Raw genomic sequence first — 12,775 nt, 5'->3', positions numbered from 1 at the left:
GTTTGGCTCGTCGCGAGGTCCGAGAAGGCTGTCTCGCTTTTTCAGCTTGCCGGACAGATGACACAGTTTGTCCGTTGTAACATGACTTTCTGGGAGGTGTACACACGTGGCACGCAGAAAGACGGGCAACGTCCTGAGCGAGGACGTCGACGAGGCCCGTAAACAGATCATGGTCGCTGCCGAGAAGGTTTTCCAGCGATACGGCATATCCAAGACGACGATGGACGACATCGGTCGTGAGGCCGGTGTGTCCCGCCCGACTGTCTACCGCTATTTCGGTGACCGCGACACTCTCATCTCTGCCATCATCGAACGACGGTCGCGCATGCTGTTCGCCAAGGCACGGAAGTTCTTGCAGGAGAGAGACTCCTTCGCCGACCAGCTGGTCGAGGGCCTGATCTTCCTGGTCGACCGCGGTCGCCGCGATCCGCTGATCCGCATCCTGGTCAGCCCCGAACACATGCAGATGGCCGAACCCCTCGTCGGGGCGTCGGGGCTTGCCGCCCGGCTCACCGCGGAGATGTGGGGTCCGGTCATCGAGCAGGCGATGGAGCGCGGCGAAATCCGTACGGATCTCGACAGGGAGAAGATGGCCGAGTGGATCGCATTCGTCCAGTTCATCCTCGTCGGCCGTTTGGATTTCGATCGCCCGGATGATCCGGAACATCGAGAGATGTTGCGTAACTTCGTACTTCCGTCCTTTCTGCCCAGTGCGGTGCCGGCCGATTCCGCGAAGGCCTAGCGCGCCAACGAAAAGCTCCCCTGAAGAGCGCCCCTGAGTTCAACCCTCCAGAGGCCGCCCGAGGACATGGTGTCGTCGGCGCGGCCACCGAGGGTGGTTCCCAGGGGCGCTTTCCGTCGTGCCGGCACTGAATGCACCCCGAATGGATCGACCGTACTGCCGGGGCTGGTCATTAATCTAACAACAATAGATTGCGGTTTCGGGATAAGTCAGGCGACTAGCTGGGGTTTTAGCCGGTCCAGGCGGTTTCGAGCTGCTGACACTTGACAGCGAACGTCTCATGTCTGCTAGTCTGATCAAGGCTTCAAGTGGTGGGCATCACAGTGTCCCGCCTAACGATGCTAGGCCACAAGGGTGATGTCCGAAGTCGGGGAGACATCCCTCAGGGCCTCACCGTCGACGCCGGCGCGGGGCAGCCCTGAACCCGCCACGGGGTCGTGGACCGTTCGGCAATCTCCCCGACGTGTCACCGCTCTTAATGAATTCGAGAGGACCGTGATGACTGTCAGTGCTCTGGGAGGGCGCAGTCCGGGAATCAGATCGGCCGAGGCGCTCCGTAGGTTCGCCGCCGGTGTGATCGACCGGATCAGTCGTAGTCTGGCGACCATCGGTCGTTCGGCGCGACTGGCCGGGGAGATGATCCGGTTCGCGATCACCGACACCTTCACCCTCCGCCTGGCCGGCGGTGAAGTGATCGACCAGATGTGGAAGCTCTTCAAGGTCACCGCGCTTCCCGCGCTGCTGATGGCGGTTCCGATCGGTGCCGAGGTCTCGGTTCAGGTGGGTGGCGTCATGGATCAGGTCGGCGCCAACTCCCTTGCGGGCGCGGCGTCGGGTCTGGGCGTGGTCAACCAGGGCGCGCCGATGGCCGCCGGATTGCTGATGAGTGGCGCGGCCGCCTCGGCGATCGCCTCCGACCTCGGCGCGCGGTCGATCCGCGAGGAGATCGAGGCGATGCGGGTGATCGGCGTCAACCCCGTCCAGCGGCTCATCGTGCCGCGGTTCCTGGCGATGCTCGCCATCGCGCCGGCACTCTGCGTGATGATCATCGCGTCCGGTGTGGGTGCGGGTCTGGCCATCGCGGCGAACGTCAACGACGTTGTCCCGGCTAGCTTCTGGCAGTCCTTCGGAACCTTCGCGACCCCGACCGACCTGATGTTCTCGGTGCTGAAGGCCGTGTTGTTCGCCTTCATCGTCGTGGTCATCGCAAGCTTGCGAGGCCTCGAGGCCAAAGGCGGTCCCAAGGGGGTGGCCAACGCGGTCAACGCCTCGGTGGTCCTCAGTGTCCTGTGCATTTTCATGACGAACATGGCGGTCAGTCAGCTGCAGGCCATGTTCTTCCCGGCCCAACTGGCGTGAGGCTCAGATGACGACAGAGAGTGCTACGGCCCCCGCGGGCATCTTCCGCCTGGGCCGAGCGTTGAACGAGCGCGTGACCACGGCGATCGCAACCTTCGGTCAGATCGTGGTGTTCGTCGGCAAGACCTTCGCGTTGCTGCCGACGACGATTCGCCACTATCGCAAGCAAACAGTCAAGACCATGAACGACATGGCCTGGGGGAGTGGCTCGGTCATCGTCGACGGCGGCGTGGTCAGCCTGATGTTCTTCCTGGGTATCGCGGTGGGTTCGGTGGTCGCGATCATGGCCTTCATGGCCTTCGACCTCCTCGGTTTCGGAGCGTTGACCGGAATCATCAACTCGTTCGGCAACATCCGCGTGGTGGCGCCGATCATCACCGGCATCGGCTTCGCCGCGCAGGCCGGCTGCCGGATGACCGCGGAGATCGGCGCCATGCGAATCTCCGAGGAGATCGACGCGACCGAGACCATGGGACTGCGGGCGATCCCGTTCGTGGTGGGAACCCGCCTCATCGGCGGCATGCTCGTGGTGCTGCCGAGCTACCTCATGGCGCTGGTCGTCAGCTTCATCACCGGCGGACTGATCGTGAAGCTGTTCCACGATCAACCCGAAGGAACCTACGACCACTACTTCGCGCAGTTCATCTCGATACCGGATCTTCTCGCTTCGGTCGCCAAGGCGCTCATCTTCTGCGCGGTGATCACCATCATCCATTGCTATTACGGCTATTTCGCCTCCGGTGGGCCGGCAGGTGTCGGCGCCGCATCCGGGCGCGCCATCCGCGCGAGCCTGGTCGCCATCGTCGTTCTCAATTTCCTCATGACCGTGGCCATCTGGGGCCTCAATCCGGTCCTTCCGTTCAGGGGTTGACGTGTCAGTGAACAGCAGTCAGGACTTCATCAGAGGAGATGTCCGGGGCCAGTCCCGGACGCTCGTCACCGCAGGCCTCTCGGCTCTGGTGGTGTTGGTGGTCGTCGTCGCGGTGTTCGCGGTGGTCTATCCCCGCGCGACCGCGCCCCGGGGAACCGATCTGCACCTCGTTCTCCCGGCACTGGGGCCCGGCGTCGAGAACGGGAGCCGGGTCCTGCTCCGCGGGGCCGAGGTCGGCGAGGTGACCGGCATCGACTCGACCGAGCCCGGCGTCGTCCACGTCGACGTGGTCCTCGACGAGCAGGCCGCGGGCAGCCTCACCGATTCGTTCCAGCTCGACTACCGGCCGCAGAACTACTTCGGCGTCACCGCGGTCAACCTCGTGGCGATGCCGGGTGGGGAGTCCCTGCGCAGCGGGCAGACCGTACGCCGTGAGGCCGCACCGGATTTCACCATGTCGACGATGATCGAACGCAGCTCGATCGTGGTGGACGGGACGCTGACCCGCGACATGATCGACAGCCTCGACGAGGTGATGCGCTACGCCAACGGCCTGTCGCCGCTGATCGAGACCGCGGTCATCTTCACCGACAAGGTGGCGCGTACGCAGCACCAGATGCCGAGCACACTCCTCGGCAAGATGAACGACCTCGCCGAGGCCTTCCCCGGTTTCAACCGGGAGGCGATGAAGAGCCTGGATGCGATCAGCAACAACGTCCTCAACAAGCTGCCTGATGGTTCACGCGGCGTGGACGAGGCCTACCACGACCTGATGGACCGGTCGCTCACCGTCGCCGCCGACGGACTGTTCGGCGCTATCGGCACCCTGCTGGGGTCGCACGCCACGGATCTGACCCCGGTGGTCACCTCGATCAAGTACCTGGTCGACCCGGTGCCGCAGATGATCGGCGGCGGTGCGTCGATGGCAAAGACACGAAAGGCGATCGAACAGTTGCGCAACATGTTCAAGGGCAACGAGGAGGCCAAGACCTTGCAGATCCGTCTGCTCCTCGACACCGTGCCCGCGGTCGCGGGTCCGCTGGCCCGCATGGGTGTCGTCGACGGCCCGCGCGTCGGAGGTAACTGATGCTGACGTCTCGCAACACGCTCTTCGCCGGCATCAAGGTCGCGATCGTCGCGGTGATCACCGTCCTGTTGTTCATCCTGGTGATCAACGCGATGCGCAACCCGGTCGACGCCCAGGTGGTCAAGTACCGCGCCGACTTCACGGACGCATCCGGACTGCACGAGAACGGTGACGTCCGCTTCCGCGGCAAGCGCATCGGCAAGATCACCGCGGTGGATCTGCAGCACGATGCCGACGGGAAGCCCTTCGCCCGAGTCGAATTCACGATGGAAGACCAGCAGAAGCTGACGTCGACCACCAAGCTCGCGATCAAGTACCAGAACCTCACCGGCGTGCGTTACCTCGACGTCCGACCCGGGGACGAGCCCGGTCAGATGGTCAGCCATGCGTCGACCTCCCAGACGGTGCCGTCCTTCGACATCACCGGTCTGTTCAACGGACTCCAACCGGTGCTGACGACCATGAACGCCGACGAGGTCAACCAGTTCAGCGAGAACGCGATCGCGTTGTTGCAGGGAGACGGTTCCGGTCTCGGACCGATGCTCGACAGCACGCAGAAACTGGCGGACTACGCGAAGAACCGGCAGCAGCTGATCTCCACCCTCACCGCAAATCTCGCGCGCATCGCCGACACCATGGGCGGGCGTTCACCTCAGGTCATGGGGTTCCTGGAGGCCGTGGACCTGCCGATCAGCAATGCGATGACGGTGCTCGACGAGTTCGCGGTGACGGCGAGTGCCGGCCCGGCCCTGTTCGAACCCGTCGAGCGGCTCCTGGTGGCGTTGGGCATCAACGAGCAGTTCGATGTCGACGAGTTCCTCCAGACCTCGTTCAAGTCGATGCAGGAAGCGCTGAACTCGTTCCAGCTCATGCCGAATGCGCTGGCCGGCCTGCGGGGAATCGACACCCGCGCGTCGTTCTCGAAGCAGTGCACGAACGGACGTGCGCAGCTCCCCGCCGATGTCCGTGTGCTCATGAGTGGTAGCGAGGTGGTCCTGTGCCAGCGATGAAGAAGAGCCGGCTGCATCGGTTCTCGACACACGACGGTGTGATCGGCGCGGTGGTCCTACTGGTCGTCGTGGCACTGCTGGGCACCCTCGCGGTCATCTACCTGCGGCCGCCGGGCCAGAAGTCGATCACCTTCGAGGTCACCGACGCCTCCGCGATCGAACCGGGCGAAGACGTCCGCGTCGCCGGGATCAGCGTCGGGAAGGTCAGCGAGGTGACCCTCGCGCCGGACCGGGTCCAGGTGACCGCCCGGATCGACGAGGAGACCTTCGTCGGCGACCAGACCCGCCTCGAGGTCCGGATGCTCACCCCGGTCGGCGGCTACGCGATCACGATGATCCCGATGGGGCGGGAAGAACTGACCACACCCATTCCGGCAGAACGGGTCACCGTGCCCTACTCGATCGGCGACATCATCCAGGCGGTGCCCAGCACCACCGACGAGGTCGACGCCGGCGAGGTCAACTCGAACCTGGACCAGGTCGCGAAGGCGCTCGGCTCCAACGACACCTCCCTCCGGGGCATCGTGGACGGTCTGGAGTCGGTCACCGAGGTCTTCGACAAGCAGCGCGGTCAGGTCCATCAGATCGCCGGACTGGCTGCGGAGTACCTCCAGACCTTCAACGGCAACCGTGAATTCGTCTTCGAACTGATCCGCAAGATCGACATGGTCGTCAGCACCTATCATGTGAACTCGGCGGGCTTCAACTACGCCTACAAGCTGTTCGCGAACGTGCTGTACAAGCTGTCCCCGTTCATGCGCTTCTACCTCGGCCACAGTGATCTGGTCGCCCAGCACGTGAACCAGATGAAGGACACCATCATCCGGCTGCAGCAGCAGCTGGGACCGGCCATCGACGGCTTGGTCTCCACTCGGAAACAGCTGGCGCAGTGGATCACTCCGCAGGGCATGCGCGAGATCGGCGGCGACGCGCTGTGGACCGAGAACGTGTGCATTCCGATTCCGGGAAGGAACTGCTGATGAGGGGCATCATCTCCAGGCTCGGGACAGACCGTGCCGGCAAGCGTCGGCGGGCCGCCATCGCGGTCGGAACGGTCGCGGCGATGGCCGCCGTGGTCACGACCGTCGGGCTGAGCGTGGCCTCCGCACGCGATGTCGGTCCGGACATGGCGGGTGGTGACGGCTTCTGTGCCGACATCTCGGACACGATCGGTCTGTATGTGGGCAACCGGGTCACCCAGATGGGCATCCCGGTCGGCAAGGTCGAGAAGATCGAGAGCCGCGGCACCCACGCGCGCGTCACCTTCTCGCTCGAGCCGGGACGGAAGTACCCGGCCGACGTCAAAGCGGTCACGAGGTCCAAATCCCTCCTCGCAGACCGCAATCTGGAACTCGTCGGCAATTATGCGGGCGGCCCCACGCTCGTCGAGGGCGGATGCATCGGAGTCGACAACGCCTTCACGCCCAAGAGCATCTCCGAGGTCGCCGGCTCGGCGTCGGACTTCCTGAAGGCCTTGTCGGACAACGGCGGTGACGACCTCGAGAAGGTCCTCGAGGGTGCCGACCGTGCGTTCGCCGGGACCGGGACGCAGGCGTCGAAGATGTTCGAGAATGCGGCGCGAGCCGCCCAGAACCCGGACTCGTTCATCGCCGACATCGGGACGTCGATCCGCGACATGGCCCCGCTCACCGACTCCGCGGTGCGCAACTGGGATCAGATCATGTCGATCATGAACCAGGCGCCGAACGTCTCGGCGCTGGGCACCACCCTGTTCTACGACGTCGCCCGGTTCTGTCAGGGTGTCGGCTGGACCATCGCCCTGCTGTACGACATCCAGCGCAACTACGGCGACGACATCCTGTGGCCGCTGCTACACGGGCCGGTGGAGGACATCGTCGCCTACGGTGCGCAGCGCGCTCCGGAGCTCTCCGAGCTCCTCGGTGTCACGCCGTCGATCGCCGCGGCGATGCGCGAGCAGGAGTCGGCCGCCGGTGCACTGTCCGTGCCGTATCAGGCACCCAAGGTCGCGGTCAGCAAGGCCGAGTGCAAGGCCCTCGGCGGAGCCTGCGATCAGGAGAAGGGCACCACCTCGGTCAATCCGTTGTCGATCCTGCTGCAGAAGGCTGGTTTCTAGATGAGCGCGAAACGAATCCTCGTCGCGGCGATCGTCGTCTGCGCGATCGTCGTCGGCCTGACCGGCTGCTCGTCACTGAGCCCGAATCGCCTTCCGTCGGTGAAGAGCGGTGTGCCGCTGGACTACCGGGTGACCCTGCAGTTCACCAGTGTGCTGAACCTGCCCGACGGTGCCGACGTCATGATGAACGGCATCCAGGTCGGACGCGTCGAGTCGACGAACCCGACCCCGGACGGCGTCGACGTCATCGTCGGACTGACCGATGACCGCGCGGTGCCGGCCGATTCCTCCGCGATCATCCGCCAGAACACGCCGCTCGGCGACACCTACCTCGCCATCGAACCGCCGGCCCGTGACGGCTCCGGCGAGTATCTCCGAGAGGGCAGCGTCATCCCGGTCGACCGGACGACCTCGCCGCCGCCGCTCGAGGACACCATCGCCGTCCTTGCGTACTTCGTGAACGGCGGCAGCATCCAGAAGGTCCAGGACACGATGGCGACCCTCAACCGCACGATGCCGCCGGTCGGCGATGTCCGGAAGATCGCGGCGACCGTGTCGAAGGACCTCGACGATCTCGCGCGGAACACCGGCGAGATCGAACGGACCATCAACGCGCTCAACGCCGTGTCCCAGTCCTTCGACGACAGCCGGGTGCAGATCGACCACGTCTTCTCCGATCAGGGCCTGCACTACTGGAAGACCGTGGCCAAATCACTGGTCGCCCACATCAGTACGCTCCTGCCGTCGGTGGGATCGGTGTTCACCGGTGGTCTGTTCCTCGTGCCGCTGCTGAACTCCCTCGCCGCCACGGGCGAGGCCGGCCGCGGGATGTGGGATCAGGCGCCGTCCACCGGCGCCGCGATGGCGAAGTTCCTCGAGGACACGCTGATCCCGTTCGCCAAGAACCCGTCGGTCAACGTGTCGTCGGTTCGCGTCACCGCCACGGACAGCGGTTCGGTCCGCACGGCGGGTAAGAAGCAGCTTCTCGGGGACACCAAGCTGCTGCTGAGCATGCTGGGAGCAATTCGATGATCACGAAGACCCGCGTGTCGGTGGTGGCCATGCTGGCGCTGGCCGCCCTGTCGATCGCCTACATCCTCAACGTCGGACTGCACGTCAAATCGCCGTCGGCGAAGCACGCGACGATCACCGTGCCCGACACCAACGGCATCCTCGTCGGTTCGCGTGTCCTGCTCCGCGGTATCGAGATCGGGCACGTCACCTCGATCCGGCAGGCCGCGGACGGAGCCCAGATCACCTGGGACTACGACGAGTCGGAGAATGTTCCGGTGGAGTCCGAGTTCCGGGTCGACAACCTCTCGGCGCTCGGCGAGGCCTACGTGGCCGTCATGCCGAGTACGGCCGGCGGACCGTACCTGCAGGACAACGCTCTGGTCGACGGCGAGAGCGTCTCCAGTTCGGCGACGTTCAAGGAACTCTCCGAGCGGGTGACCGAAGTGCTGGGCCAGACCGACCCGGAGAAGGTCCAGCGCGTCTTCGCCGAACTCGACCTGGGCCTGCCCGACGGAATGGAGGTCATCGAGGACCTCAACCGTGCCGGCCGGCTGCTCACGTCCGAGTTCACCCAGCAGGCCGATCAGCTCACCACGCTGCTGGCCACCATGCAGCCGCTGCTGATGCGATCCACTCCGCTGCCTGCTTTGCTGCGCGCGACCTCGCCGAACCTCGAAGAATTCGGTGTGGCTTTCTCGGCGATGGAATCCGGGACCAAGGACGCGATCGACTGGAGTGGCCCGATGTACACCGGGATCACCACCGGAGCTTCGCCTCTGGTCGCCGCCCTGCAGAAGTTCCTCGACGACAGCGGAGCGGATCTGAAGGTCATCGGCGACAACCTGCTGCCCGCCGCGCAATCAGGCGCGGCTTCGCTGCGGACCGTCGACATGGGACGATTCCTCGACAACCTGCTGAACGCAACGGATTCCGGGGCGCTCGACATCGAGATCCCCGTGGGAGGTCGATGATGTCGCGTCGAAGACAGACGGGACGGGCGTAGCCCCGTCGCCTGGATGTCACAGCCCTGCTGACTTCACCCCCGACCTGAAGAGAGACTCCCATGAAGACCGATACCCACCCGGAGAACGACCAGACCGACACCACCGCAGACGATGTCGCGGTTGAGGAGAACGTCACCGAGACGACCGCTGACGAGAAGGCCGCCGAGAAGAAGGCCGCCGAGAAGAAGACCGCCGAGAAGAAGACCGCCGACATCAAGGCCGAGTCGAAGTCCCGCCTGGCCGGCCGCTCGGTGTCGCTGCGCTCCGTCCTCGTCGGCGCGGTCGCCGTGCTGGTGGTCGCCGCACTGGGCCTGATGGGCTGGCAGCTGATGAGCACCTCCAACGAGGTCGACGACCTGAAGGCGGCCTCGGCCGATCAGGCCAAGGCCGAGCAGGTCGCCCTCGACTATGCACAGGGCGCCGCGAACATGAGCTTCGAGAATCCGGAGGACTGGCGGAGTCGCCTCACCGCGGGTACCTCGCCGGAACTGTCCGAGCGCCTGCGCCAGGCGTCGACCCAGATGGAACAGCTGCTGCGTCCGCTGCAGTGGTCGTCGACCGCGGAACCCATTGCGGCGAAGGTCGAATCGGTCGACGGTGACTCCTACCAGGTGGTGGCCTTCGTGAACGTGCGCACCAAGAACGTGCAGGCACCGTCGGGTATCGAGTCGACGGCGACCTACCGGATGACCCTGGACAAGAGTCAGGACTGGCTCATCACCGCCATCAGCAGCACCGGCTCGAACCTCGACGCCAACGAGGGTGGAGCACCGGCGCCGGCGCAGCAGGCACCGGCCGAGCAGGCGCCCGCACAGCCCGCACCCGCACAGCCCGCACCCGCGGTTCCGGGTAACTGAACGCGACGACGAGGACGGGGTAAAGGCCATGGGTGTTGAGGTCAGTGTCGAGAATCTGACGAAATCTTTTGGTTCGCAGAACATCTGGCGGGACGTGTCGCTCACGTTGCCGGAGGGTGAGGTGTCGGCGCTGCTGGGTCCGTCGGGTACCGGTAAGTCGGTGTTCCTGAAGACCTTGATCGGTCTGCTGCATCCCGAGCAGGGTTCGGTGATCATCGATGGCACCGACATCACGCAGTGTTCGGCCAAGGAGCTGTACGAGATCCGCAAGCTGTTCGGTGTGCTGTTTCAGGACGGCGCCCTGTTCGGCTCGATGTCGTTGTTCGACAACATCGCGTTCCCGCTTCGTGAGCACACGAAGAAGAAGGAGAACGAGGTCCGCGACATCGTGATGGAGAAGATCGACCTGGTCGGTCTGACCGGTGCCGAGGACAAGCTGCCGGGTGAGATCTCCGGCGGTATGCGCAAGCGTGCCGGTTTGGCTCGTGCGCTGGTTCTCGATCCGCAGATCATCCTGTGCGACGAGCCGGACTCGGGTCTGGATCCGGTTCGTACCGCTTATATCTCGCAGCTGTTGATCGACATCAATGCGCAGATCGACGCGACGATCCTGATCGTGACGCACAACATCAACATCGCTCGTACCATCCCGGACAACATCGGCATGCTCTTCCGCAAGGAGCTGGTGATGTTCGGTCCGCGCGAGCAGTTGCTGACCTCGGAGCAGCCGGTGGTCAAGCAGTTCCTCTCCGGTGATCGTTTCGGTCCGATCGGTATGTCCGAGGAGAAGGACGAGGCCGTCCAGAAGCAGGAAGAGGCCATGCAGGCCGCGGGTATCTCCGGTGGTGGTACCAAGGAGGACTTCACCGAGATCATCCCGCAGGTGCAGCCCAATCCCGGTATGCCCGAACGCAAGGCGGTGGCCCGTCACCGTGTGCGGGTGCACGAGATGCTTCCCGACCTGCCGCCGAATGCGCAGGAGGCGATCCTGCGCAGCATGGCCGTAGAGGACCGCATCCGTGCCGAGGGTGACGCCCACGCGGCGGATGTGGCCGACGGGGTCGCGGGCCCGGGAGCGGCGCGGGATTGGCAGGACGCGCCCACCCAGGTCCTGCCCCGGGTCTGAGCGTCCGGCGCAAGCGTCGGCGTGGTGGCCGGCGCACGCCCGCTACCTACTGATGTTAGGTTTAGGTCCCGCGCCGGGTCGTGAACCCCTCGCGAGTGCCCATGCCTGAAGGGAAGCGAACAGTCCATGAGAATTGATCCCCGTACACCTGTCGTCGTCGGGGGCGGACAGGTGAACGAACGCGACGGCGGAGTCGAGCCCGTCGACCTGATCGTGCGGGCGGCCCGCGGTGCTGCCGAGCAGGCCGGTGCGCCGAAGCTGCTCGAGAGCATCGATTCGGTGCGCGTGGTGGGATTGCTCTCCTGGCGTTATCGCGATCCCGGGGCACTCGTTGCGGACCGGCTCGGCGCGGGACGTGTGCACACCGGTTACACCGGAAACGGTGGCAGTACGCCGCAGGTGCTCGTCAACGCGGCTGCCGAGGACATCGCCGCTGGGCGGGCCGACGTCATCCTCATCGGTGGCGCGGAGTCCTGGCGTACGCGGATGAAATTGCGCGCCAAGGGGGAGCGTCCGGCGTGGACCAAGCAGGACGAGTCGGTGCCGCCGGCCGAGATCATCGTGCCCGATGTTCCGATGGAGGCCGAGAGCGAGCGCCGAATCGGGCTGGACCGCCCGTCGTACGTCTATCCGCTCTTCGAGCAGGCGCTGCGGATCTCCGCCGGCCGAACCATCGCCGAGCACGCCGAACACATCGGTGCGCTCTGGTCGTCGTTCAGCGAGATGGCCGCGACGAACCCGCACGCCTGGACGCAGCGGTCCTACTCCGCCGCCGAGGTCGCGAAACCGTCGGTGGACAACCGTTGGATCTCGACTCCCTATCCGAAGTTGTTGAACTCGAACAACATGGTGGATCAGGGGGCCGCGCTGATCGTGTGCTCGGCGGAGGCGGCGGAACGTTTCGGCGTGCCCCGTTCGGAGTGGGTGTTCCCGCACAGCGGTACCGAGTCGAAGGACACCGGCGCGATCGCGGCGCGCGGGGCGCTCGATCGGTCGGCCGCGATCCGGGTCGGTGCACACCGTGCGCTCGAGCTCGCCCGCGTGGGGATCGACGACGTCTCGTTCCTCGACATCTATTCCTGCTTCCCGTCCGCGGTGCAGGTGGCCGCCATCGAGCTGGGGCTCGACCCGAGCGGCGTGCAGCGGCCCCTCACCTGTACGGGTGGCCTCACCTTCGCCGGTGGGCCGTGGAACAACTACAGCACGCATGCCATCGCCACGGTGGCGTCGCGGCTGCGGGAGTCCCCGGGCACCTACGGTCTGGTGACGGCGAACAGCGGGTACCTGACCAAGCACGCCTTCGGCGTGTACAGCACCGAGCCCCCGGCAGGCGGGTTCCGGCGTGAGAACGTCCAGGCCGAGGTGGATGCCGAGCCCACGACGGCGGTGGCCGAAACCCATGACGGTGTAGCCGAGGTCGAGTCCTGGACAGTCGCTTTCGGCCGGCAGGGGGATCCCGAGAAGGCGTTCGTCGCGGCGCGGGTGCCGGGCGGTGCGCGGACCCTGGCGGTGGTCACCGACGCCGGCGACCTCGCCGAGTTCGCCGACGCCGAGATGGCCGGTCGCTCGATGAGGGTCGAGGAGTCCGGGATCGCCCGGCTCGGTTGACC

At 65.4% G+C, this 12,775-nt stretch carries 12 protein-coding genes; all 12 read left to right on the top strand.

The features are described from left to right. The first annotated feature begins 106 nt into the window (after window positions 1–106). The 12 genes from C5O27_RS01905 (at window position 107) to C5O27_RS01850 (ending at window position 12,773) form a co-directional block, all read left to right on the top strand. Window positions 107–742 (top strand): TetR/AcrR family transcriptional regulator, encoded by a 636-nt coding sequence (locus C5O27_RS01905; RefSeq protein WP_127961766.1) that lies wholly within the window; start codon window positions 107–109, stop codon window positions 740–742. A gap of 498 nt (window positions 743–1,240) precedes the next feature. Continuing rightward, the gene (locus tag C5O27_RS01900) at window positions 1,241–2,101 is read left to right on the top strand and encodes an ABC transporter permease (RefSeq protein ID WP_119031146.1); all 861 of its coding nucleotides are present in this window, start codon (window positions 1,241–1,243) and stop codon (window positions 2,099–2,101) included. 7 nt (window positions 2,102–2,108) lie between these two features. Further along, window positions 2,109–2,972 (top strand): MlaE family ABC transporter permease, encoded by an 864-nt coding sequence (locus C5O27_RS01895; RefSeq protein ID WP_174718234.1) that lies wholly within the window; start codon window positions 2,109–2,111, stop codon window positions 2,970–2,972. A 1-nt stretch (window position 2,973) separates the two neighbouring features. Next, entirely contained in the window at window positions 2,974–4,059 is a 1,086-nt protein-coding gene (locus C5O27_RS01890; RefSeq protein WP_127961765.1) for an MlaD family protein, read from the top strand. Beyond that, window positions 4,059–5,069 (top strand): MlaD family protein, encoded by a 1,011-nt coding sequence (locus C5O27_RS01885; protein ID WP_425269590.1) that lies wholly within the window; start codon window positions 4,059–4,061, stop codon window positions 5,067–5,069. The genes C5O27_RS01890 and C5O27_RS01885 overlap by 1 nt, the downstream gene beginning before the upstream one ends. Next, on the top strand, window positions 5,066–6,049 hold the full coding sequence (locus C5O27_RS01880) for an MlaD family protein (RefSeq protein ID WP_127963738.1): 984 nt from the start codon (window positions 5,066–5,068) through the stop codon (window positions 6,047–6,049). Before C5O27_RS01885 ends, C5O27_RS01880 begins: the two co-directional genes overlap by 4 nt. Further along, complete coding sequence (locus tag C5O27_RS01875) at window positions 6,049–7,164, top strand: MlaD family protein (RefSeq protein WP_127961764.1); 1,116 nt, start codon at window positions 6,049–6,051, stop codon at window positions 7,162–7,164. The genes C5O27_RS01880 and C5O27_RS01875 overlap by 1 nt, the downstream gene beginning before the upstream one ends. Further along, complete coding sequence (locus C5O27_RS01870; RefSeq protein ID WP_127961763.1) at window positions 7,165–8,196, top strand: MlaD family protein; 1,032 nt, start codon at window positions 7,165–7,167, stop codon at window positions 8,194–8,196. Then, window positions 8,193–9,149 carry an MlaD family protein gene (locus tag C5O27_RS01865; protein ID WP_074851834.1) on the top strand — a complete coding sequence of 319 codons (957 nt, stop codon included), beginning with the start codon at window positions 8,193–8,195 and terminating at the stop codon, window positions 9,147–9,149. The genes C5O27_RS01870 and C5O27_RS01865 overlap by 4 nt, the downstream gene beginning before the upstream one ends. A gap of 92 nt (window positions 9,150–9,241) precedes the next feature. Further along, window positions 9,242–10,039: a GNAT family protein gene (locus C5O27_RS01860; protein ID WP_244216577.1), complete on the top strand. Its 798-nt coding sequence runs from the start codon at window positions 9,242–9,244 to the stop codon at window positions 10,037–10,039. A 28-nt stretch (window positions 10,040–10,067) separates the two neighbouring features. Further along, entirely contained in the window at window positions 10,068–11,165 is a 1,098-nt protein-coding gene (locus C5O27_RS01855) for an ABC transporter ATP-binding protein (protein ID WP_127961762.1), read from the top strand. 126 nt (window positions 11,166–11,291) lie between these two features. Further along, window positions 11,292–12,773 (top strand): acetyl-CoA acetyltransferase, encoded by a 1,482-nt coding sequence (locus C5O27_RS01850; RefSeq protein WP_127961761.1) that lies wholly within the window; start codon window positions 11,292–11,294, stop codon window positions 12,771–12,773. Window positions 12,774–12,775: the final 2 nt, after the last annotated feature.

Origin of the sequence: Gordonia alkanivorans (assembly GCF_004011905.1) — a bacterium.
Taxonomy (GTDB): Bacteria; Actinomycetota; Actinomycetes; order Mycobacteriales; family Mycobacteriaceae; genus Gordonia; species Gordonia alkanivorans.
The sequence above is the reverse complement of the archived record's forward strand: the minus strand, read 5'-3'. Positions and strand labels throughout refer to the sequence as shown.

Coding starts and splice junctions, on each gene's coding strand:
- C5O27_RS01895 (WP_174718234.1), top strand. CDS start 2,109: ATGACGACAGAGAGTGCTACGGCCCCCGCGGGCATCTTCCGCCTGGGC.
- C5O27_RS01885 (WP_425269590.1), top strand. CDS start 4,059: ATGCTGACGTCTCGCAACACGCTCTTCGCCGGCATCAAGGTCGCGATC.
- C5O27_RS01870 (WP_127961763.1), top strand. CDS start 7,165: ATGAGCGCGAAACGAATCCTCGTCGCGGCGATCGTCGTCTGCGCGATC.
- C5O27_RS01865 (WP_074851834.1), top strand. CDS start 8,193: ATGATCACGAAGACCCGCGTGTCGGTGGTGGCCATGCTGGCGCTGGCC.
- C5O27_RS01900 (WP_119031146.1), top strand. CDS start 1,241: ATGACTGTCAGTGCTCTGGGAGGGCGCAGTCCGGGAATCAGATCGGCC.
- C5O27_RS01875 (WP_127961764.1), top strand. CDS start 6,049: ATGAGGGGCATCATCTCCAGGCTCGGGACAGACCGTGCCGGCAAGCGT.
- C5O27_RS01860 (WP_244216577.1), top strand. CDS start 9,242: ATGAAGACCGATACCCACCCGGAGAACGACCAGACCGACACCACCGCA.
- C5O27_RS01880 (WP_127963738.1), top strand. CDS start 5,066: ATGAAGAAGAGCCGGCTGCATCGGTTCTCGACACACGACGGTGTGATC.
- C5O27_RS01850 (WP_127961761.1), top strand. CDS start 11,292: ATGAGAATTGATCCCCGTACACCTGTCGTCGTCGGGGGCGGACAGGTG.
- C5O27_RS01855 (WP_127961762.1), top strand. CDS start 10,068: ATGGGTGTTGAGGTCAGTGTCGAGAATCTGACGAAATCTTTTGGTTCG.